The organism is Helicobacter ibis (genome assembly GCF_027859255.1).
In the GTDB taxonomy this organism is placed as follows: domain Bacteria; phylum Campylobacterota; class Campylobacteria; order Campylobacterales; family Helicobacteraceae; genus Helicobacter_D; species Helicobacter_D ibis.
In genome coordinates, this window is sequence record NZ_JAQHXR010000002.1 from 173,057 (window position 1) to 195,148 (window position 22,092).

Genomic DNA, 22,092 nt, shown 5'->3' on the forward strand with positions numbered 1-22,092 from the left:
ATTTTTGCATATTTTATCTAAGCAAAGTAGCATTTATGCTAAAATTTCAAGCAAATTAAAAGTTAAGGTATCAAGCAATGATAGGCTCACTTGTAAAGAAAATTTTAAGCAGTAAAAACGACAGAATCGTAAGTCAATACAAAAAAGAAGTAAGAAAGATAAATGACTTAGAAGAGACATACCAAAAATTAAGCGATGAGGAATTAAAGCAAGAGTTTTTGAATCTAAAAAAAGAAGTCCAAGATTCAGAAAATAAAAATGAAGCGTTTAAAAAAGCCCTACATAGGTCATTTGCAATAACAAGAGAAGCAAGTAAAAGAGTGCTAAATATGAGGCATTTTGATGTGCAGTTAATTGGTGGTATGGTACTTAATGATGGCAAAATCGCCGAGATGAAAACAGGTGAAGGTAAAACACTAGTAGCAACACTACCAGTATGTCTAAATGCAATGATAGGCAGTGTGCATGTAGTAACCGTAAATGACTATCTAGCACAAAGAGATTCTGATGTTATGCGACCATTGTATGAGTTTTTGGGTTATAAAGTTGGAGTGGTAGTATCAAATAAATATGATGATAATGATAGATTGATGCAATATTCTTGTGATATTGTATATGGGACAAATAATGAATTTGGCTTTGACTATCTAAGAGATAATATGAAATATAGCTTTGATTCCAAAGTGCAAAAAAGCCATTTTTATGCAATAGTCGATGAAGTAGATTCGATTCTAATAGATGAAGCAAGGACACCACTTATAATATCAGGTCCAGCAAATAGAACACTTGATAATTATAAAATTGCCAATAATGTTGCATTGAAGTTAAAAAATGAAGAACACTATAATGTAGATGAAAAAAATAGAACAATAATCCTAACAGAAGAAGGTATCACAGAAGCGGAAAAATTATTTAAAATAGATAATTTATACAGCATAGAAAACTCCATTTTGGCACATCACTTAGACCAAGCGTTAAAGGCAAATTTACTATTCAAAAAAGACAAAGACTATGTATTAAGAGATGGTGAGGTTGTAATTGTAGATGAATTTACAGGTAGGCTTAGTGAAGGTAGAAGATTTAGCGAAGGATTACATCAAGCACTAGAAGCAAAAGAAGGGGTAAAAATTAAAGAAGAATCCCAAACATTAGCAGATATAACTTACCAAAACTATTTTAGACTCTATGACAAACTAGCAGGTATGACAGGAACTGCACAAACTGAAGCTAGTGAATTTTTAGAAATATACAACTTAGATGTTGTATCAATCCCTACAAATGTTCCAGTTGCTAGAAAAGATCTAAATGACTTAATATATAAAACAGAAAAGGAAAAATTCAAAGCCTTAGTAGATAAAATAGTAGAACTAAATAAAAAAGGACAACCAATATTAGTTGGAACTGCCTCAATAGAAAAAAGTGAAACTATACATGAGCTATTAAAAGCACATAGAATCCCGCATTCTGTGCTAAATGCAAAACATCACGCACAAGAAGCAGAAATAATCAAAGATGCAGGTAAAAAAGGAGCAGTAACAATTGCTACAAACATGGCAGGTCGTGGTGTGGATATAAAAATAGACGATGAAGTAAAAGCTCTTGGAGGACTATATATAATAGGAACAGAAAGACATGAATCAAGAAGAATAGATAATCAACTAAGAGGTAGAAGTGGAAGACAAGGAGATCCTGGAACAAGTCAGTTTTATCTTAGCTTAGAAGATTCACTGCTCAGAATCTTTGGCAGTGATAAGATTAAAAAAATAATGGATAAGCTAGGACTAGATGAAGGAGAACACATAGAATCTGGGCTTGTTACTAGATCTGTTGAAAATGCACAAAAGAAAGTTGAAAGTATGCATTTTGAAGCAAGAAAGCATTTGCTCGAATATGATGATGTAGCAAATGAGCAAAGAAAAGCAATCTATAAAGTAAGAAATGACTTGCTAAATCCAAACCAAGATATATCACACAAAATAATAGAAAACAGACAAGAGTGTATCACAATGCTATTGCAAAAGGCAGAAATTTTTAGCGATGAAGATAATTTAGATTCACTAATATCAATAGCATTAGATGATTTTGGCGTGTCATTAAATAAAGAAGCACTCTTAGATTCATATAAAAACAACAACTCCTTTGAGCCATACATAGAAGAAGAACTAACAAAACAATATGAATCTAAAATGCAAAACCTAGATAGCCACACAAGAGCCGAAGTAGAAAAAATAGTCTATCTACAATCTTTAGATAATCTTTGGAGAGAGCATTTATATGTAATGGATAATCTAAAAACAGGAATCGGACTTAGAGGATATAACCAAAAAGACCCACTAACAGAATACAAAAAAGAAAGCTATAATCTATTTGTAGAATTAGCTGCACAAATTAAATACACATCAATTAAAATGCTACAAAAAATTCAACTAAATGCAAATGTAGCTGCCAATGAAGATGAAGCAAAAAAAGCAAAAGAAAGACTAAATGAGCTAAACAAAGAGGCAAGAGAAATGAGAAATGAGCCTCTATTTAAAGCAAAACCAGTAAGAAATGAGCCATGCCCTTGTGGAAGTGGTAAAAAATATAAAAATTGTTGCGGGATTAGTGGTCCTAAAAAGGGTATGCTTGCAAAGTAATATAGCACCATTTTTAGTAAGAAGATATTTAAGATTCAACAAATCCCAACCATTCATATCAATAGCTGCTATTCTTGCATTTTTAGGAGTATGCGTTGGGGTTATGGTGCTAATAGTTGCTATGGCATTAATGAATGGGTTTGATAAAGAATTCCAAAGAAAACTCTTTATAATGAATTACCCAATTACCATGATTGGGTTTGATATAAATAAACACACACTAGAAGATTTACAACAAAATTTCCCACATCTAAAAGCAAGTCCTTTTATACAAACACAAGCAATTTCAAAATCACAAAACACACTAGAGGGCGGTATTATCTTTGGGATTGATTATGAATTAGAATCACAAATTAATCCTGTTTTTAAAGAAGCACTAGAAAATACAAAAAGCTTTTATAAAAAAAACTATAACGAAGAGTATAAACAAGGAACTTTTGATGTAATAATTGGGCAGAATCTAGCCAACTTATACAATCTAAATTATCAATCAAATTTGCTACTAATTTTTACAAACTTAACACCAAATGCAATAACACTCGCACCAAGTATGAAAAACTTTAAAGTCAATGGTTTTTTTAGCTCGGGGCTTATAGCATATGATAAGGGCTATATATATACAAGCCTACAATCCCTTAGAATCCTAAAAAGCATGAAAGAAGATTCTTATGATGGAATCCACATATACTCTGATAATCCACAAAAAGACATAATAAAACTAAAAGAAACATATGTGGATAAAAGAATAGTAGGTTGGTGGGAGCAAAATGGAAACTTCTTTGCAGCATTAGAATTAGAAAAAAGAACTCTTTTTATAGTGCTTATGCTAATAATTTTGGTCGCTTCTTTAAATATCATAAGCTCACTTTTAATGACAATTATGAATCGCAGAAAAGAAATAGCACTGCTTCTAACAATGGGTGCTTCACCAAGAGAAATTAAAAAAACATTTCTATATCTTGGTAATTTAATAGGTATAAGCGGGATTATTTGCGGTTGTATCCTAGCTGCTATTGCATTATTCTTGCTATCTCATTTTCCAATTATATCCTTACCTGCTGATGTATATGGTAGCTCAAAATTACCTTTAGAATTATCTATATTTGACTTATGCTCCATATTATTTGGCTCATTATTAATAGTTTTTTTCTCATCATACTATCCGGCTAAAAAGGCGACAGAGGTGGATTGTTTGCAAGTTTTACGAAATGAGTAAATTTGAAAAAATTTTTGTAGAGATTACAAATTTCTGTGGGCTATCGTGCAAATTTTGCACCCCTAAGAAGAGTAATGACAAAATGCCTCTTTTGCTATTTGAAAAAATATGCAATGATATATATCCACACACAAAACTTTGTGCTTTACACATTCTAGGAGACCCGCTAAGCTTAGATAACATAGAAGAATATATAAAAATAGCAAAAAACAAAAACCTAAATTTAGAAATAACAAGCAGTGGTTTTTATTTAGATACCCACACCCAAAATATTCTCTTAAAATACAACAACATAAAGCAAATAAACATATCCCTAACAAGTGCCATATATCAAAATAAAGATATAAATTTAGATTCTTATTTTCAAAATATATTCTCACTATGTGCAAAACATAAAGAGTTAAAAAGTGAGACTTTTATAAATTTACGACTATGGAATTTAGATTCAAACTTTAAAGCACCAGATATAAATCAAACCATATACAAGATACTAGAAGAACACTTTAAAATTCGCATACACAACCATAAAACAAAATTATCATACAAGATTCATCTAATACAAAAGTCATTTTTTTCTTGGGAATTTAAAGACAAAGAACAACTTCATGGTAAATGCTATGGCACAATCTCTCAATTAGGAATCTTAACTAGCGGAGTTGTTGTTCCATGCTGCTTTTGCACAAAGGGAGAAATAAACTTAGGAGACATAGGCAAAAATAGTCTCCTAGATATAATAAACAACCAAAAAACACAAAAAATCAAACAAGGATTCTTAAATAATTTAAGAGTTGAATCCATATGTCAAAAGTGTAGCTACCCTAATTATATTTCTAATGTAAAAAATGCCTAACGCCAGTGAAATAAAGTGAGATTCCAAGCTCATTTGCACATTCTATTACTTCATTATCCCTAATGCTACCACCTGGCTCAATAATAGCACTAACTCCAACCTTATGAGCTTCTTCAATGCTATCTTTAAAAGGAAAAAATGCTTCACTTGCTAACACACAACCTTTTAAATCTAATCCCATATCCTTAGCCTTATTTATAGCACTCTTTGCTGCATCTACACGACTTGTCATACCCATTCCAACTGCTACCATAGCACTATTTTTCACATATACAACACAATTTGACTTAACTAAAGACGCAACTTTATATGCAATCTCTAAATCTCTTTTTTGCTCACAAGTTGCTTCTATATTTCCCATACACTTCGCATCTCTTACTTCGTTTTCACCAACACTATCGCTATTTTGAAGCAAGAATCCACCATCAATATGTTTAAAATCATAACTATCTTTAGGGAAGTCTAAATACTCTCCACCACATACAAAAATCTTTATCTTTTTTTTACTCTCAAACACCCTTAAAGCCTCATCTGTAATGCTTGGTGCAACTAGCACCTCTATAAAAATCTTATTTATCTCTTCTGCTAGGGCTTTATCTATATTGCCATTTATTGCCACCACTCCACCATAAGCAGATACACTATCGCATTTTAGAGCTTCTACATAAGATGTAAGCAGGTTTTCTTTTATTGCAAACCCACAAGGATTCCCATGCTTTACAATGCACACTGCTGGGACTTTTCCAAAACTTGAAGCAATCTTTACAGCACTATTTATATCAGTTAGGTTATTGAAGCTAATCTCACCCTTTAGCGTTTCAAATCTCTTAGAATAAAAATCACCAAATTCATAATAAGCACCTTTTTGATGAGGATTCTCACCATATCTTGTAGGAGATACCAAATTACCATAGATAAAATGCTTATCTCCAAACCCTACATTAAATCTCTCATTCATATAATTTGCAATCATACAATCATAACTTGCCGTATGCTCATATGCTTTTATCATTAATTTTTGTCGTAATTCTAATGTATTTTGATTGTTTTTTATCGCATTAAGAACCAAGCTATAATCCAAAGTATCAGTTACAATCATTACATCTTTGAAATTCTTTGCCGCTGCTCTAACCATAGATGGACCACCAATATCTATATTTTCGATAATCTCATCAAAATCATCTGTTCTTTGTATTGTTTCTTTGAATGGATAAAGATTCACGCATACTAAATTTATATCTTTAATTTCAAATTTTTTGGCTACTTCTACATCTTCTTTATTATCCCTTCTATGCAAGATTCCGCCGTGAATCTTAGGGTGAAGCGTCTTTACTCTTCCATCGAACATCTCAACACTGCTAGTATAAGCACTAACATCAATGGCATTAATTCCATTGTCTTGCAAATGCTTTAAAGTCCCGCCAGTAGATAGAATCTCATATCCACACTCCAATAATCCCCTAGCAAATTCTAATATCCCACTTTTATCACTAACACTAATTAACGCTGTCATTCCATCTCCTTAATTTCTTAATAATTTATTATAAAAATAACAACTGCACAAAAACAATATAAACATAGGTAGCAATATACTAAACTCTGGTGCTAAAAATCCACTCATAGAAAGCCTAGAAAAGCTAAAAAATATCCCCCATAACATAAGCACACATAAAATCATAATAAATCCTACAAAACCTAATGAAACATATCTATTAGAATTTGGCGTAAAATTTGATAGACATACCATAGCTAATGGTGCAAAAAATGGAAAAAACAAAAGATAATAAAGCGAACCACGCAATTTATCAATATTCACGCCTTGTGTTTTTAGTAATTCTATAGCCTCATAAGCATCGACTATAGATACACTACCATGCTTTTCATAAATATTATCAAGTATTTTTGGTTTGAACTTATTTAGGGTTTTAAAATTCTCTTCATAGCTTACTTGCAGAGGTTTATTATGCGATACATCATCATCTATTGTAGTTATCTTAGCACTATCCAATATCCAATCTACACCATCAAATCTAGCTTCTTTAGATTCAATAATACGCCTTATAGTTACATTATCTCTCATTTCATATATTTTGACATTAGAGGCACTTTGCAAAAGTGGAAAAATCTTTTCAAAATATATATAGTTATTATTATATTTTACAAACAAATCCTTCTTAAAACTACTTATAAAGCCCTGCTCTACTATTAAGTCCATTTTTTCTCTAGCATATGCAAATGAAGTTGTATTTAACAAAATATAAAAAATAGTAATTAAAAAACTAATTGCAAATATTGGATTAAAAATTCTAGCCTTTGAATATCCAAGAGATAAAAAAGCAGTAAATTGTGAACTCTTCAATAAAACTATAATAAATACTATCTGTGATAACACCAAAGATAATGGCAAAATAAAATTACTAGCATATATAAAACTATAAAACAAAAGTAATACAACCAAATTTGCAGAATCTGGCATTGAATCTAAATATTTCACAAAATCAATAAGAACAAAAAAACACTCTAAAGATACAAAAACTATCAAAAATGACTTCAAGTACAAAAAACTAATATATCTTGTAAATAAACTCATACTATCTCTTTTAAAGAATATTTTGACGATATTTTATTTAGCTCTATAAAACTATCTAATTTTGCAATCTCCAAAGCAGCATTAGCACAATGTTTTATTAAAGATTCATTATACTTTATCTCATCGGTTGTAAAATCACTTAAAACATATGAAGCTACTTGTTCTTTTAACTCTGGCTTACCTATTCCATATCTAATTCTACAGTATTCATTACCACACATAGAATCTATAGACCTTAGCCCATTATGACCACCGCTACCGCCACCAACTTTGAATCTCACAGCACCAAACTTTAAATCCAAATCATCATGTATAACTAAAAAACTAGAAACATTATAAAAATTTATAACAGATAAAACTGATTTACCAGATAGATTCATAAAAGTAGAGGGCTTTAACAAGAGTAAATCATTCTTCTTGTATAGCTCACCGCTAAAATCTTTATTGCTTTGAAGACTAGCCTCCAAAAAGGAGACTAAAAAATCCACAACCATAAAACCTATGTTGTGGCGATTATTTTTATATTTATTGCCCGGATTTCCCAAACCAACTATTAAAAACATTTAGCGAGATTTGATAACACCAACAATTGCAACATCATCTCTCTCAACAATTTTTACTCCATCATTTTTAGGTAAATCTCTAACAAGCACAACATCACCAACATCTAAATTGCTAACATCAATTTCATAATCTTTTGGTAATTTTTCAGGAGCTGCTTTAACCTTAATCCTCTTTTTAGACATCATTAAAACACCCTTATTTTTTAATCCCTTAGGAGTTCCAACGCATCTAACTTTAACAGAATATTTAGCCTCAATGCCATTTTGAGCTAACATTAAATCAACATGGATAATATCGCTAGTAATAGGATCTTTTTGATATTCTTGAATTACAACTGGATACTGCTTGGAGCCAACTTCAACATTAAATATCAAATCAGTCTTATTCTTAACTTCTCTTATAAATTCATTTCTTTTAAAAGCACAATGAATATTTTCCTTACCCTTACCATAGATATTGGCAATTAGATAACCATTTTTTCTTAACTGCTTAACTTCAGCTTTAGAAATACTCTCTCTAATTATTCCACTTAACATTTCTTAATCCTTAAAAAACAAAATAAAAGCTTTAATTATACCACCCTTTTATTGAAACCTACTTTAAAGTTCACATCTAATAATAAGGCAAGATTCATTGCTAATTTATTTTAACGAATCTAATATCTTAGAAAAAGCCACCTTAAAATCACTCAAGCCCTGCTCTAGTAATTCTTGCGATACAGATTCTAGGTTAATTCCTGCGTTTTTAACTAATTTAAAATAATCATCAAGTTCTGTATCATCTGGCAGATAAGCACCATTTTCTATAAGCGATTGCAGAGATTTTCTAGCTTGCATAAAAGCCTTGATTGTATTTAATGGTGCAGTATTTATCGTGTATGGATAGTATAATTCTTCTACATAATAGCTTGGTTCTAAAGTATCATCTTTAACACCAGTGCTTGCAAATAGTGCCCGAACAGCAGGCAATGAATACTTATCTATTATTTTATATAGCTTTTGTGCATTTTTAACCCCAAGAGTAGCATTAGCAATTCCTGCATTCTTTAAAATCTCATCACATTTCCTATCAAACCTAGATACAAATATGCTAATAACAGCCCTTGGTAATTCTCCTATATCCTTTTTATAATCTCTTTTTAATGTTTCATATCCTGCTTTTAGAGATTCCATACATTCTATTACTTGACTTTCTGAAAATACAAGAGTGATATTTACTGGTATTCCTTTACTTATTAGCTTCTCTATTGCTACATATCCAGCCTTTGTAGCAGGGACTTTTATCATTACATTAGGATAGCCAATCTCCTTGTATAATCTCTCACCCTCTCTTATAGTTCCCTCTGCATCATCGCATAGGTTTGGATCTACTTCTATGCTTACATACCCATTGTTTATATCTTTATTATACATAGGAAGCATGATTTCTGCCGCTCTTTGTATATCTCTTTTTGCTATAGATTCATATATTTCCTTTGGCTCTTGTGTAGCTATTTCTTTCTTTTGAGATTCATAGCTTTTATTTAACAATGCTTGTTGAAAAATAGCAGGATTACTAGTAACCCCATTTATAATCCCACTTTCAATTAATTCTATAAACTCTCCCTCTAAAAAGTCTCTCTCTACAAAATCACACCACAAAGAAAATGAAATATTTGACATAACAAACCCTTAAATATATTTTTTTATCAAAGACAGATCTTTTGTATCAATTACGATATTAGCAGCAGACCTTAATTTTTCCTTCGCACAAAATGCAACTTTTTTAGCAGAATGATAGAACATAGATAAATCATTTGCACCATCGCCAACCGCTATTGTATCTTCATATGATACACCAAGTAGTTGTTGAATCTTCTCTAACATTCTACCTTTAGAATAAGAAAACATCATCTCTCCACCAACAGACCCAGTTAAGATTCCATTTGCATGATGAAGAGTGTTGCTAAAGTGCATATCATATCCAAGTGCCTCTTTACCAGCACTAACCCCCTCATCAAATCCACCGCTAAAGACAACAACCTTATAATCTCTTTCCTTTAGAAACTCTATTATTTCCTTTGCACCTTTGTTATACACTAGCTTTGAGCATACAGAATGAACATCTCCTAAAGACATGCCTTTTAGCGTTGCAACTCTTTTTTTAAGGCTATGATAAAAATCAAGCTTACCTTCCATTGCTTCTTTTGTAATAGCACTAACTTCAGCTTCCCTTCCATAAGCTTTAGCTAACAAATTTATAGTCTCGCCGTCCATTAATGTAGAATCAAAATCAAATACTGCAAGTTTCAAACAATACCCCTAAATCATATACCTAATTTTTGCTCTAGTTTTACAATTCTATCCCAAGTCTCAATAATAGAATCTGGATTTAGAGAAATTGAAGTTATGCCATTTTCCACTAAAAATTCGGCAATTTCTGGATAATCACTAGGTGCTTGACCACAAATTCCACAATATTTATTATGGCGCTTACATGCTTCAATTGCGATTTTAAACATTTTAAGCAATGCTGGATTCCTCTCATCAAAAACATGACTTACAAGCTCACCATCTCTATCAACGCCTAAAGTAAGCTGCGTTAGGTCATTTGAACCAATTGAGAATCCATCAAATAATTGCAAAAACTCATCTGCTAATATTACATTTACAGGCAATTCACACATAACATATATCTCAAGCCCATTTTCACCCTGCACTAGACCATTTTTACGCATTATCTCTAGCACTCTTCTTCCCTCATCAGGGGTTCTAAGGAATGGAATCATAATTTTCATATTAGAAAATCCCATTTCATTTCTAGCCATAGCAAGTGCCTCACACTCCCATTCAAACGCTTGTAAATACTCCTTAGAATAATATCTACTAGCCCCACGATAGCCAATCATTGGGTTTTCTTCGTGTGGCTCATAATCTTTACCGCCAACCATTCTACAATATTCATTAGACTTAAAATCACTTGTTCTAACAATAACTGGCTTTGGATAAAAGGCTGCTGCTATCATTCCAACACCTTCTGCGATTTTTTTAATAAAGAAGTCTTTAGGATTTGCATAGCCAGACATAATCTCTCTTACGCCCTCTACTCCATCAAACTCTTTATTTCCATTATTTAGCTCTATTAAAGCTAGAGGGTGGGCTTTAATATAGTTGTTAATAATAAACTCCATTCTAGCAAGCCCAACACCATTATTTGGTATCATGGAGAAAGAAAATGCTTTTTCTGGATTTCCGATATTCATATATATCTTTGTTTTTGGTTGTTCTAGTGATGCTAAATCGATTTTTTCAATTTCATATTCATGGATTCCACTATAAACAAAGCCATCTTCGCCCTCTGCACAAGAGACCGTTACTTCCATTCCAGTTTCTAACTTTTCAGTTGCACCAACAGCACCAACAATAGCAGGAACTCCAATTTCCCTAGCAACAATTGCAGCATGGCAAGTCCTGCCACCACGATTTGTAATTACAGCAGAAGCTTTTTTCATAGCAGGTTCCCAGTCAGGATCAGTATTATCAGTGACTAGAATCTCTCCTTGCTTTAACTCACCCATATTGTTTATATTATCAATTACTCTAATTTTACCAGTACCAATTTTGCCACCAACTGCTTTACCACATAAGATAACTTCCTTTTCATTTTTATTTTTAAAGAAATATTTCTCTAAAGTATTGCTTTGTTTTTTCATCTTTTGGCTTTGCACAGTCTCTGGACGCGCTTGGACTATAAATATCTCTCCGCTATTACCATCTTTTGCCCATTCCATATCCATAGGGCGATACTCTCCAGCTTCTTTTGTGTAGTGTTTTTCTATTAGCATAGCATATCTAGCTAGAGTGAGAACCTCATCATCACTTATAGAAAAACTTCTTAATTCTTCTTCTGTTGTTTCTATATTTTTTGTAGGGTGTTTTGCTCCCGGTGCTGCATATACCATTTTTATGTTTTTATATCCTAGCTGTCTTTTTAGAATAGGACGCTTACCAAGCTCTAATGCAGGTTTAAACACATAAAACTCATCTGGATTTACAGTCCCACCAACTACATTTTCACCAAGCCCCCATGAAGAAGTTATAAAAACCGCATCTTTAAATCCTGTCTCTGTATCGATAGAAAACATAACACCAGCACTACCCTTATCAGCTCTAACCATTTTTTGCACACCAACAGATAGCGCTACTTTAAAATGATCAAATCCCCTTGAAGCTCTATAACTCACAGCTCTATCTGTAAATAAAGAAGCAAGACATGATTTAATGTAATGAATTAATTCTGTTTGACCTTGCACACTTAAATATGTATCTTGTTGTCCTGCAAATGACGCATCTGGTAAATCTTCAGCAGTAGCAGAACTTCTAACTGCAACATCAGCTTCTTCCATTCCATATTCTTCACTTAAGATTCTGTAAGCTTCTAAAATTTCCTCTCTCAAATCAGAAGGAAGTGGTGTGCCAAAAATCATATCTCTAATCTTTTTTGAACGCACATTTAAAACATCTATTTCAGTAACATCAATCCCTTCTAAGAGTTCTCTTATTTTATCTCTAATCCCCGCACTATCTAGTAAATACCAATATGCTTCACTTGTAATTGCAAATCCATTTGGAACTTTAATCCCCATTGGTACAAGCTCTTGAAACATTTCCCCAATACTTGCATTCTTACCACCTACAATTGGCACATCTCTATTATTAAGCTCTTTAAAAAACTTAATATATTTCATAGCACTACTCCTTACCCTTATGGCTGTCGATAAAGTTAAACATTCTACTTAAAGTAAGTTTATTTATTTCTTAGTTTTGCTTTATTACTTCTTTGATACACTTATGTAATACAATCAAGTTTTAGAGGTAATAAATGCAAGATATACAATCTATACTACAACAACACAAGCTAAGCAACGATGACTACAAAAAGATTCTAAACATACTAAATAGAGAACCAAATTTAGTTGAAATAGGAATATTTTCTGCGATGTGGAGTGAGCATTGCAGTTATAAATCAAGCAAAATTTATCTAAATGGATTCCATACAAAAGAAGACTGGGTAATACAAGGACCCGGAGAGAATGCTGGTATTATCGATATTGGTGGTGGATATGGAGCAGTCTTTAAAATGGAATCACACAACCACCCAAGCTTCATCGAACCATATGCTGGAGCTGCAACTGGTGTTGGTGGAATCATGCGAGATGTTTTTACTATGGGGGCTAGACCTGTTGCATCTCTAAATTCAATAAGATTCGGAGATATAACCAAAAACAACGAAATAGGCAAAAAACATAGATATTTACTCAAAGGCGTTGTTAGTGGCATTAGCGGATATGGTAACTGCATGGGAGTGCCTACCATTGGCGGAGAAACTACTTTTGAATCTTGCTACAATGGAAATATACTTGTAAATGCCTTTACTTTAGGGATAGTAAAAAATAATGAAATATTCTATGGAAAAGCTGAAGGAGTTGGCAATCCAGTTATATATGTAGGCTCAAAAACTGGTAGAGATGGGCTTGGCGGTGCTGTTATGAGTTCTGATAGCTTTAATGAAGATTCTAAAAAATTACGCCCTGCTGTGCAAGTTGGCGATCCTTTTACAGAAAAATTACTGCTTGAAGCCTGTTTGGAGCTTTTTAAAGAAGATTTGATTGTAGGAATTCAAGATATGGGTGCAGCAGGACTCACAAGCTCTAGCTTTGAAATGGCAGGACGAAGTGGAAGCGGAATGATTATACACCTCGATAAAGTCCCTATGCGAGAAGAAGGCATGAATCCATATGAGCTAATGCTAAGTGAATCACAAGAAAGAATGCTAATTTGTGCAAAAAAAGGCTACGAAAATAAAATCTTAGAAATATTTAAAAAATGGGAACTTGATTGTGCAATTATTGGAGAAGTTACAAATAGTGGCAAAATGGAGCTATATTGGTATAATGAAAAATGTGCTGAAATACCTGTGCAACCACTAAGCGAAAAATCTCCAATCTTAAGAAGAGAAGTTAGCCAAAACCCGACTTATTTAGACAAGATAGAATCTTTTAAGATAGATTCAATATTAGATATTAATAATGGCGAGATGTTAGAAGAAATACTAAAAAGTCCAGATATAAATTCAAAATCATGGATATATGAACAATACGATAACACAATCCAAAACAATACAATGACAAAAGCAGGAAAAAGTGGAGCTAGTGTAATTAGAATAAAAGAAAACGATAAGGCCCTAGCTTTAAGTGTGTATTGCAACTCAAGACTATGCTATATAAATCCAAAAGAAGGAGCAATTCAAGCAGTAGCAAAGGTGGGACGAGATATAGCATTAAAGGGAGGAATCCCACTTGCAATTACTGATTGTTTAAACTTTGGCAATCCTGAAAATAGTGAGGTAATGTGGCAGTTTAAAGAAGCTTGTGAAGGCATAAAAATAGCATCAAAAAATCTAAAAATGCCAGTAGTTAGCGGAAATGTAAGCCTTTATAACCAAACTGATAATATTGATATATATCCAACACCTAGTATTGCAGCAGTTGGCATTATAGATGAGCCATCAAAAATAATAAAAGATAATTCTAAAGATGGGAATAGTGTATATATACTATGTAAAAATAATTTGGAGCTAAACTTTGGTGCTTCACTTGTTGCAAAATTATTTGGAAATTCAATAAAAGCAGAAATTTCAAAAATATCATTAGAAGATGAACTAAATATTTGGAAGTTCTTACAGGTTTCAAAAGATAAGATAGATTCTGCATACGATATACATAAAGGTGGGTTAGCTACTACACTAGCCAAACTATGTATATTTAATAATGTTGGATGTATATGTGATAAAAAATTAGATAAGCTAGAATTATTTGGTGAATCTCCAAACCAAATTCTAATATCAGCAAATAAGCAAAATACAGAATTTCTACTACAAATAGCAGAAAAATACAATTTATGCTTAAGAGAAATTGCAACCTTAGGTGGTAACAATATACAAATAAGCGATATAAATCTGCCTCTAAGCAAGGCACAAACACTATTTTTTGATTCATTTAAGGAACTAATTGAAGATCTTTAGTATTTTATTTTTACTATCCATAGCGACTTATGCTATGGATCTTGATACTTTTTATAAGCAAGTACATACTCAAGCCATACAAAAAAACTATATTAAATTTAGAGGTAGAATCCTCACAACAAAAGAAGCTTACGACTTAGCAGACACAAAAGAGAGAGACTATCTAAAAGAATCTCTAATATTAATCTTTAGCAAAATATATAATTTTATTTACTTTAATGAAATAAGCGGTATTGGCCTAAATACTGAAATTGGAAGCAAGTTACAATTTGATATAAAATATTATGAAACCCTACTTGATATAGGCATAGGTGGGGATATCAAAGCTATGTGTGTTTTGCCTAGCTTTGATAAATGTATATTGCTCGGATATAGAGCCTTTTAATTAAACTTATCTTTTATTTCTGAAACCCATTTTGAAATTCTACTATCTGTTAGATCATCTTGATTTACATCATCTATAACAAGTCCTACAAACTTGCCATCAACCTCTGCTTTGCTTGCTTCATACTCATAGCCTTCTATACTTGTTTGTCCTATCATATTTGATTCTTTTACTAGTTCGTATAACGAAAATATTCCATCACAAAATGTATCTGAATATACATCTTGATCGCCAAGTCCAACTAAAGCTATTGTTTTACCTTTAAAGTCAATAGCACTAAAATTCTCTACGAAGTCTTCCCAATCTCCTTGCAAATCACCACTACCATAAGTTGGAGTAGCTAAAATTAAATTATCATACCCCAATAATTCTTCTTTTGAGGACTTTGATACATCATAAATATCCACATTGTTAAGTATAGAAGCAATTTTATTTGCCACATTTTCTGTTGTGCCACCATCACTGCCATAAAATAAACCAATTTTTTTCATAAATATCCTTTTAAATTTCAATAGACCATAGAATCTATAATATTTTTTTTTAAAATTAAATAAATGATTATAATAATGCTTATTATAATATAATAAATACAAATTGTTGTAAACATTTACAAAACTAAAGATATAATTAGAGAATGTATTGTCAAATACAAAAACTATCTTCAAAGGAACAAACATGAAAATTAAAAATCTGTTGTTGTGTTTTAGCATTCTTGCTATAAATGTTGCTTTTGCAAACCAAACATACGATGAGCAAAAAATTGCAGACATTTTCTATCAGCTAAATGGTGACCCAAAAGATCCTCACAAAAAAGTGAATCATTCAAAAGGTTTCTGTGCAAGTGGTGAGTTTGTTGTAAATAAAAATGGAATTTCTAATATAGATTTACCATTATTTTTACAAAATAAAATACCAGTTGATATAAGATATTCTCTTGGTGGAGGAAACATGGATGATAAAAGTAAACCAAGAGGAATGGCTATCAATTTTAATGGAGATAAAGAATCTTGGACTATGGTTATGCTAAATACTGAAATTAATTTCGCAAAAAATCCGCAAGAATTTGGACAATTCTTCGAAATGAGAATACCAGTAAATGGAAAAGTGAATAACGAAAAAATTGCTAAACTAACTAAGGAGGTAGATTCTTATAGAAATTTTGACAAATATTTACAGAATATAGGAATTTCTAGCATTGAAAACACTCCATTTTATAGCATACACACATTTTATTTTAAATCAAACAATGGAGAGTTGCTCCCAGCAAAATGGAAATTTATACCACAAGATGGCATCAAGTATTTAAGCGATGAACAACTTGCAAAACTAGATAAAGACTTTTTGGCAACTAATTTCCAAAACTACACAAAAAATAAACCTGTGAAATATGATATGTATTTGGTATTAGCAAACAAAGGTGATATATTAGATGACACAACTGCATTATGGAGCGGAAAACATAAAGAAATATTAGTTGGAACTTTAAATGTTACAAACTACAATGGCACAAGCTGCAATTCTGATGTGTATTTTCCATCTAACTTACCAACTGGCGTAGAGCCACCAAAAGATCCACTATTTAACCTAAGAAGCCCTACTTATTCTATTACTTTCGGTAAAAGACAATGAATCCTTATGGATTTATTGTCCCTAAAAACAAAGTTTAATCAAAATTATGTAAGAATCTTAAATATTTAATAAATTAAAATAATTTTAAACCAATTTGAGGAGGAGATTATAGATAGCTTATTAGTAATAATATGTGTTATGTCAATGGCTGTTATATCTGGAATTATTCTAAATAAATTAAATATTCCAGCAATTATTGGATATATACTGACAGGTGTATTAACCACATATTTCTTTGGACTAAAATTAGAAGACAATGAGAGACTAAACGAATTAGCAGAACTTGGAATAATTTTTCTTATGTTTATGATAGGACTTGAATTTAGCTTTAAAACCATGTCAAACATAAAAAAAGAAGTATTGCTTTTTGGTGGATTACAAGTATTTCTATCAATGCTTGCATTCTTTGGTATATGTTTTTTCGTTATGGGATTTAACTTTGATACTTCAATTATAGTTGCAAGTGCTGTCAGCCTATCATCAACTGCAATAGTGCTAAAACACCTAAATGATGTAAACCAAACACAAACCCCTTATGGAAAAAACTGTGTTGGTATCTTGATATTCCAAGATATAGCTGTAATTCCAATTTTATTAATGATTAAACTACTAAGCAATAAAGAAGCAGAAATCTCAACACTGCTACTTACAACTAGTGTTTCTGCTGTAATAGTTCTACTGCTCTTATTGCTACCTGGCAGATTCGTCGCTAAAGCAATTTTAAGATCATCAGCAAAGATGAAAACGGATGAAGTCTTCTTAGGAGTTGTGTTATTAATTATTCTTGGTGCTGCATATATTAGTAATTATTTTGGATTTTCTATGTCCCTTGGAGCATTCTTAGCTGGTATGATAATATCAAATACTCCATACAAATATCAAGTAGGTGCTGTGCTTGTATATTTTAGAGACCTATTGCTTGGTATATTTTTTATCACCATTGGTATGCAAATAGATGTTGTATTTTTACTAAAATATTTCATTATTATAATATTCCTAGTTGCAGGACTGATAATAGCCAAAACTGCAATTATGTATATATTTTTAGTATTCTTTAGCGGAGTAAAGACAGGAATGAAGACTGCATTATCACTATCTCAAATAGGTGAATTTTCATTTGCCATATTCTTGCTTGCTAGTCAAAATCAGATTCTAAACTTACACCTAGAGGGCGGTATATTAAAATACATAAACTCTAACTTTCTAGACAATATCACACCAGACGAAATATATCAGTTCCTAACACTTATGGTTATTTTCTCCATGATTGCAACTCCTTTTATACTTAATAAAATAGACCAATATTCAGATTCTATTTTGAAGTTTCTACATCTATCTAAAACAAATGAAGTAAACACAGAAAAAGTGCATACAGCAGTGCCAGATGAACTATTAAACAAGCATGTAATAGTATGTGGATATGGGATCTTAGGACAAGGATTATTAAGTTACTTTGCGGGAACTGAACTAAAGGCAGTTGCAATTGACTTTAACTATGAAAGAGTAGAAAAAGGATATAGAAATAATCATAATGTAATCTATGGAGATATAACAAACAAAACAATCTTTAGAGAAATGCAAGTGGAAAAAAGCACAGCAGTAATAATATGTGTAGAATCAATAAGTGTAGCCGAAAGAGCGATATATCACATACTATCAATCTCTAAATTTTGCAAAATAATTGTATATACAAAAAACAACGAATCAGAAGCCAAATATAAAGATATGGGATTATATAGTGTAATAAATGGCAAAAGAGAAATAGCAACTATGATAGCTAATATGGTAACGGAAGCCTCAAAAGAAGAAAATGATAGCTAAAGCAACATCTCTTTTAGCATTAGAGATAATACAACTACATACATTGCAAGAAGTGCATTTTTGTGCTTCTTTGCATCAATTCTGCTTAATACATAAATACCAATTCTAACACCAATCAAAGAAGCTAAACCAACTATAAATCCCTGCCTATAATCAACATAACCATGCAACGCTAAAGAACTAAAACCAGATATTGAAGAAAAAATCACAAAAAATAATGAAATTGGAATAATCTTCTTACTATTATATCCGAGATAATAAGCCATAAGCGGTGCCAGCATCATTCCGCCACCTATTCCAAGAGATATAGCAAAGATTCCAACAACAATTCCACAACACACTAAAAATAAATTTCCATACAAACCTTCTTTGATCTTTCTGTTACCACCATATGCATTCGATTTAAAAAACTTAAAAATACTATACACAAGAAATAATGAAAATAAAACCTCTAAAATATATGAATCTATTCTATCAACTACAATACCACTAAATGAAGCACCAATTAGCCCGCCTATTCCAATATAGATTCCATCTTGCAAGTGCAAATTATTCTGTTTGTAATTTATATATGTCCCATAAATAGAGGAGAAAATCATCTGCATAATTGAAATACCAATGGCAACTTTTATATCATTACCCAAAAATATCATCATAGGCACAATAATAGCTCCACCACCAATACCAAAAAATCCTGCTACAACTCCAGTAAACAATCCAATACAAAGCAAAATTAAAACAGATAATAAAGATAAATCAAAAGCTTCCATAAGAATCCTAAAAATTTTAAATCTCAAATTTATCATAATTAGCAAAACAAATTGATAAAATAACACAATTTAAAGGCTAAAAATGGAAGATATAAAAATTACAAAATTCGTAAAAGTAGCAGGCTGAGCAGGAAAAACAGGTCTGGAAGACCTAAGACAAATATCATCTAAGCTACAAAATACAAACAACAAAAACATTCTTGTTGATTTTTATGGCAATGAAGATGCTGGAATCTATGCTATCAATGATGAAGTAGCTATTGTTCAAAGTGCTGACTTTATAACCCCTGTTGTAGATGATCCATATATATATGGACAAATTGCAGCTGCAAATTCAATTAGCGACATATATGCAATGGGAGGAGATGCAATTAGTGCTATAAACTTGCTCATGTGGGATAAATGCAATATACCACAAGAACTAATACAAGGAATCCTTGAGGGAGGGCTATCAAAAATACAAGAAGCCGGTGCTGCACTACTTGGAGGACACACAATAGCAGATAGTGAGCAAAAATATGGACTTAGTGTAAATGGGATAATAAATCCAAAAAAGATATGGAGAAATAACACAGCTAAAATAGGTGATGTAATAATCCTCACAAAACCAATAGGACTAGGGATTCTAACAACTGCACTAAAAGCCAATAAACTTGAATCCAACACAATAGAGAAAATATCCAAAATAATGAGTGAGCTAAATTTAAAGTCTAAAAACATAGCACAAAACTACAAAATAAGTGCATGCACTGATATTACTGGGTTTGGATTATTAGGACACTTGCTAGAAATGACAACTAAAAACACATCACTAGAGATATATAGCAATAATATCCCACTAATAGAAGAATCTATAATATTTGCAAAAAAAGGAATAATCCCCGGTGGAAGCTATGCCAATAAAGAAGCAATACACAATAAATGTAACTTTAATCTAGCACAAGATTCAATCTTTAGAGAGCTTGATATTTTGCTCTTTGATGCACAAACTTCAGGCGGATTAGCATTAGCAATAAACGAAAATGAAGCTAACAAACTAATACAACACCTAAAAGATGAAGGAATAGAATGTGCAAATGTAATATCTAAAGTAGTAGAAAACAAAGAATCAAAACTAAATATTTTATAATGTAGAATTTATTATTTTAAGTAAATCTACATATTTTTATTTGTTTTTAGATATAGTTACACTTTTAATTTTGAAAAAGGATTCGTATGTTTAGATATATATATATATATATATATGATACCTATCACAAAGGCATAGCACATGCCTAAATCTCCACTTTTAAATAATATTGAAGGCAAATTTGTAAATTTTAGAGAAGTAGAAATCTCTGATGCAAAGTTTATACTAGAGCTAAGAATAAATCCAAAAAAAGACCGCTATATAAACAAAATAGAAAACAATCTACAAAAACAAATAGATTACATAAAACACTATAAAACTCTACAAAATGAGTGGTATTACATAGTAGAAAGAAAAGATGGCACACCTCTTGGGACAAACTCGATTTATCCATATCCAATCTTTACCGAACAATGGAAAGATACAAAAGGCTATGTAATAGATGATTCTCAAGGTATGCTATCTCCTGGTAGATGGGTTATGAGCGATGAATCTAGTGTGCTTGAAAGCCTAGAATCTGACTATCTAATAAAGAAGTTATTTTTTGAACACTTCCCATATGACTTTGCAGCACAAATAGTTCATAAAGACAATACTAGGGTATTAAATTTCCATAAAAATTGGGGAAGCGTAGAAATAGGCTTTGAAGATTCGATAGATCACATAATGCTGAACTTTTACAAAGAAAATTTTTTGAAAAATAAATCTAAATTTGAAAGGATGTTATATGGAAAATAATTTACAAAACTACATTGATGTTTTTTGCGAGTGCTTTGATGTAAATAAAGAAGAAGCAAAGAATCTAAAATATCAAGATATAGATTCATGGGATAGCGTAGGACATATGGGCTTAGTAGCAGCACTAGAAGATATGTTTCATATAGAGTTTGAAGCAGATGATATTATCGATCTATCAAGCTTCGCTAAGGGAATAGAAATACTAGAAAAATACAATATAAAAATGAGCTAGAATGGAGATATTAAGAAACTTAAACCCAATTGAGATTCAAAAATATCAAGCAAACCGCTATCCATGGTTTTTCTTAGACATTATAGAAGAGATAAAGCCCGGAGAATATGCTAAAGGTTACAAGAACTTCACATATAATGAGTGGTTTTTCCCACCTCATTTTGAGGATAATCCAATAGTTCCGGGATTTATCTTAACTGAATCTTTGGTTCAAGTATTTATTATGACTTTCCTAACACTAAATGGAAACAAAGGTGCAATAGCAACAGACCTTAGTAGTAGTAGTAGTAGTTTTCACATAGAAGTAAAACCCGGAGATAGATTAGATATAGAATCAAAACTATTTTCATACAAAAGAGGCATAGCAAAGGGAGAGAGCATAGGATACATCAAGGATAAAGTAGCAGTAAAAGCAAACTTTATAGTTTGTATACCAAGTATATTAAATAAATTTAAACCAAGAGTGTAAA

20 protein-coding genes are annotated in these 22,092 nt (G+C 31.6%); 11 read left to right on the top strand and 9 right to left on the bottom strand.

All coding sequences use genetic code 11. The features are described from left to right. Positions 1-77 precede the first annotated feature (77 nt). The 3 genes from secA to PF021_RS04170 are packed head-to-tail and all read left to right on the top strand — an operon-like array spanning position 78 to position 4,702. Positions 78-2,636: a preprotein translocase subunit SecA gene (gene secA / locus PF021_RS04160; RefSeq protein ID WP_271021162.1), complete on the top strand. Its 2,559-nt coding sequence runs from the start codon at positions 78-80 to the stop codon at positions 2,634-2,636. Continuing rightward, positions 2,572-3,852 carry an ABC transporter permease gene (locus PF021_RS04165; protein WP_271021482.1) on the top strand — a complete coding sequence of 427 codons (1,281 nt, stop codon included), beginning with the start codon at positions 2,572-2,574 and terminating at the stop codon, positions 3,850-3,852. The genes secA and PF021_RS04165 overlap by 65 nt, the downstream gene beginning before the upstream one ends. Continuing rightward, complete coding sequence (locus PF021_RS04170) at positions 3,845-4,702, top strand: radical SAM/SPASM domain-containing protein (protein WP_271021163.1); 858 nt, start codon at positions 3,845-3,847, stop codon at positions 4,700-4,702. The genes PF021_RS04165 and PF021_RS04170 overlap by 8 nt, the downstream gene beginning before the upstream one ends. Here PF021_RS04170 and purH read toward each other — a convergent pair. From purH to ppsA, 7 genes are all read right to left on the bottom strand, one after another. Continuing rightward, complete coding sequence (gene purH / locus PF021_RS04175; protein ID WP_271021164.1) at positions 4,683-6,215, bottom strand: bifunctional phosphoribosylaminoimidazolecarboxamide formyltransferase/IMP cyclohydrolase; 1,533 nt, start codon at positions 6,213-6,215, stop codon at positions 4,683-4,685. The two genes, PF021_RS04170 and purH, sit on opposite strands and share 20 nt — an antisense overlap. A 9-nt stretch (positions 6,216-6,224) precedes the next feature. Then, positions 6,225-7,292 carry an LptF/LptG family permease gene (locus PF021_RS04180; RefSeq protein ID WP_271021165.1) on the bottom strand — a complete coding sequence of 356 codons (1,068 nt, stop codon included), beginning with the start codon at positions 7,290-7,292 and terminating at the stop codon, positions 6,225-6,227. Next, positions 7,289-7,855, bottom strand: coding sequence for an aminoacyl-tRNA hydrolase (pth, locus tag PF021_RS04185; protein ID WP_271021166.1), 567 nt, complete (start codon positions 7,853-7,855; stop codon positions 7,289-7,291). Before pth ends, PF021_RS04180 begins: the two co-directional genes overlap by 4 nt. Next, positions 7,856-8,392, bottom strand: coding sequence for a 50S ribosomal protein L25/general stress protein Ctc (locus PF021_RS04190; protein ID WP_271021167.1), 537 nt, complete (start codon positions 8,390-8,392; stop codon positions 7,856-7,858). A 105-nt stretch (positions 8,393-8,497) separates the two neighbouring features. After that, on the bottom strand, positions 8,498-9,517 hold the full coding sequence (locus tag PF021_RS04195) for a transaldolase (protein ID WP_271021168.1): 1,020 nt from the start codon (positions 9,515-9,517) through the stop codon (positions 8,498-8,500). Between the two features lie 9 nt (positions 9,518-9,526). After that, positions 9,527-10,147, bottom strand: a complete 621-nt coding sequence (gene serB / locus PF021_RS04200; RefSeq protein WP_271021169.1) for a phosphoserine phosphatase SerB — start codon at positions 10,145-10,147, stop codon at positions 9,527-9,529. Positions 10,148-10,161: 14 nt separating this feature from the next. Then, on the bottom strand, positions 10,162-12,582 hold the full coding sequence (ppsA, locus tag PF021_RS04205; protein WP_271021170.1) for a pyruvate, water dikinase: 2,421 nt from the start codon (positions 12,580-12,582) through the stop codon (positions 10,162-10,164). Between the two features lie 134 nt (positions 12,583-12,716). Between ppsA and purL the strand changes: the two genes are divergently transcribed. Then, positions 12,717-14,918, top strand: coding sequence for a phosphoribosylformylglycinamidine synthase subunit PurL (gene purL / locus PF021_RS04210; RefSeq protein WP_271021171.1), 2,202 nt, complete (start codon positions 12,717-12,719; stop codon positions 14,916-14,918). Then, positions 14,905-15,303, top strand: a complete 399-nt coding sequence (locus PF021_RS04215; protein WP_271021172.1) for a hypothetical protein — start codon at positions 14,905-14,907, stop codon at positions 15,301-15,303. The genes purL and PF021_RS04215 overlap by 14 nt, the downstream gene beginning before the upstream one ends. On the opposite strand, the gene PF021_RS04220 is transcribed toward PF021_RS04215, so the two are convergent. Next, positions 15,300-15,794 carry a flavodoxin gene (locus PF021_RS04220; RefSeq protein ID WP_271021173.1) on the bottom strand — a complete coding sequence of 165 codons (495 nt, stop codon included), beginning with the start codon at positions 15,792-15,794 and terminating at the stop codon, positions 15,300-15,302. The genes PF021_RS04215 and PF021_RS04220 overlap by 4 nt on opposite strands. 184 nt (positions 15,795-15,978) lie before the next feature. Here PF021_RS04220 and PF021_RS04225 point away from each other — a divergent pair, with 184 nt between their 5' ends. Together PF021_RS04225 and PF021_RS04230 are read left to right on the top strand one after the other, a co-directional pair. Continuing rightward, positions 15,979-16,932 carry a catalase family peroxidase gene (locus PF021_RS04225; protein WP_271021174.1) on the top strand — a complete coding sequence of 318 codons (954 nt, stop codon included), beginning with the start codon at positions 15,979-15,981 and terminating at the stop codon, positions 16,930-16,932. A 144-nt stretch (positions 16,933-17,076) separates the two neighbouring features. Next, complete coding sequence (locus PF021_RS04230; protein WP_407081407.1) at positions 17,077-18,753, top strand: cation:proton antiporter; 1,677 nt, start codon at positions 17,077-17,079, stop codon at positions 18,751-18,753. Here PF021_RS04230 and PF021_RS04235 read toward each other — a convergent pair. Beyond that, positions 18,750-19,523, bottom strand: coding sequence for a sulfite exporter TauE/SafE family protein (locus tag PF021_RS04235; RefSeq protein WP_271021176.1), 774 nt, complete (start codon positions 19,521-19,523; stop codon positions 18,750-18,752). The genes PF021_RS04230 and PF021_RS04235 overlap by 4 nt on opposite strands. A 142-nt stretch (positions 19,524-19,665) precedes the next feature. Here PF021_RS04235 and selD point away from each other — a divergent pair, with 142 nt between their 5' ends. The 4 genes from selD (at position 19,666) to PF021_RS04255 (ending at position 22,091) form a co-directional block, all read left to right on the top strand. Then, positions 19,666-20,652: a selenide, water dikinase SelD gene (selD, locus tag PF021_RS04240; protein ID WP_271021483.1), complete on the top strand. Its 987-nt coding sequence runs from the start codon at positions 19,666-19,668 to the stop codon at positions 20,650-20,652. 141 nt (positions 20,653-20,793) lie between these two features. Then, positions 20,794-21,390, top strand: a complete 597-nt coding sequence (locus PF021_RS04245; protein WP_271021177.1) for a GNAT family N-acetyltransferase — start codon at positions 20,794-20,796, stop codon at positions 21,388-21,390. Then, on the top strand, positions 21,380-21,622 hold the full coding sequence (locus PF021_RS04250; protein ID WP_271021178.1) for an acyl carrier protein: 243 nt from the start codon (positions 21,380-21,382) through the stop codon (positions 21,620-21,622). The genes PF021_RS04245 and PF021_RS04250 overlap by 11 nt, the downstream gene beginning before the upstream one ends. A 1-nt stretch (position 21,623) precedes the next feature. Continuing rightward, positions 21,624-22,091: a 3-hydroxyacyl-ACP dehydratase FabZ family protein gene (locus PF021_RS04255; protein ID WP_271021179.1), complete on the top strand. Its 468-nt coding sequence runs from the start codon at positions 21,624-21,626 to the stop codon at positions 22,089-22,091. The last annotated feature ends 1 nt before the right edge of the window (position 22,092 follow it).

Bases quoted from the DNA above. Each gene is read 5' to 3' on its own strand.
- PF021_RS04225 (WP_271021174.1), top strand. From the start codon at position 15,979: ATGAAAATTAAAAATCTGTTGTTGTGTTTTAGCATTCTTGCTATAAAT.
- PF021_RS04230 (WP_407081407.1), top strand. From the start codon at position 17,077: ATGGCTGTTATATCTGGAATTATTCTAAATAAATTAAATATTCCAGCA.
- PF021_RS04170 (WP_271021163.1), top strand. From the start codon at position 3,845: ATGAGTAAATTTGAAAAAATTTTTGTAGAGATTACAAATTTCTGTGGG.
- PF021_RS04195 (WP_271021168.1), bottom strand. From the start codon at position 9,517: ATGTCAAATATTTCATTTTCTTTGTGGTGTGATTTTGTAGAGAGAGAC.
- PF021_RS04190 (WP_271021167.1), bottom strand. From the start codon at position 8,392: ATGTTAAGTGGAATAATTAGAGAGAGTATTTCTAAAGCTGAAGTTAAG.
- PF021_RS04245 (WP_271021177.1), top strand. From the start codon at position 20,794: ATGCCTAAATCTCCACTTTTAAATAATATTGAAGGCAAATTTGTAAAT.
- PF021_RS04180 (WP_271021165.1), bottom strand. From the start codon at position 7,292: ATGAGTTTATTTACAAGATATATTAGTTTTTTGTACTTGAAGTCATTT.
- purL (WP_271021171.1), top strand. From the start codon at position 12,717: ATGCAAGATATACAATCTATACTACAACAACACAAGCTAAGCAACGAT.
- secA (WP_271021162.1), top strand. From the start codon at position 78: ATGATAGGCTCACTTGTAAAGAAAATTTTAAGCAGTAAAAACGACAGA.
- PF021_RS04235 (WP_271021176.1), bottom strand. From the start codon at position 19,523: ATGGAAGCTTTTGATTTATCTTTATTATCTGTTTTAATTTTGCTTTGT.
- PF021_RS04250 (WP_271021178.1), top strand. From the start codon at position 21,380: ATGGAAAATAATTTACAAAACTACATTGATGTTTTTTGCGAGTGCTTT.
- purH (WP_271021164.1), bottom strand. From the start codon at position 6,215: ATGACAGCGTTAATTAGTGTTAGTGATAAAAGTGGGATATTAGAATTT.
- PF021_RS04220 (WP_271021173.1), bottom strand. From the start codon at position 15,794: ATGAAAAAAATTGGTTTATTTTATGGCAGTGATGGTGGCACAACAGAA.
- ppsA (WP_271021170.1), bottom strand. From the start codon at position 12,582: ATGAAATATATTAAGTTTTTTAAAGAGCTTAATAATAGAGATGTGCCA.
- PF021_RS04255 (WP_271021179.1), top strand. From the start codon at position 21,624: ATGGAGATATTAAGAAACTTAAACCCAATTGAGATTCAAAAATATCAA.
- pth (WP_271021166.1), bottom strand. From the start codon at position 7,855: ATGTTTTTAATAGTTGGTTTGGGAAATCCGGGCAATAAATATAAAAAT.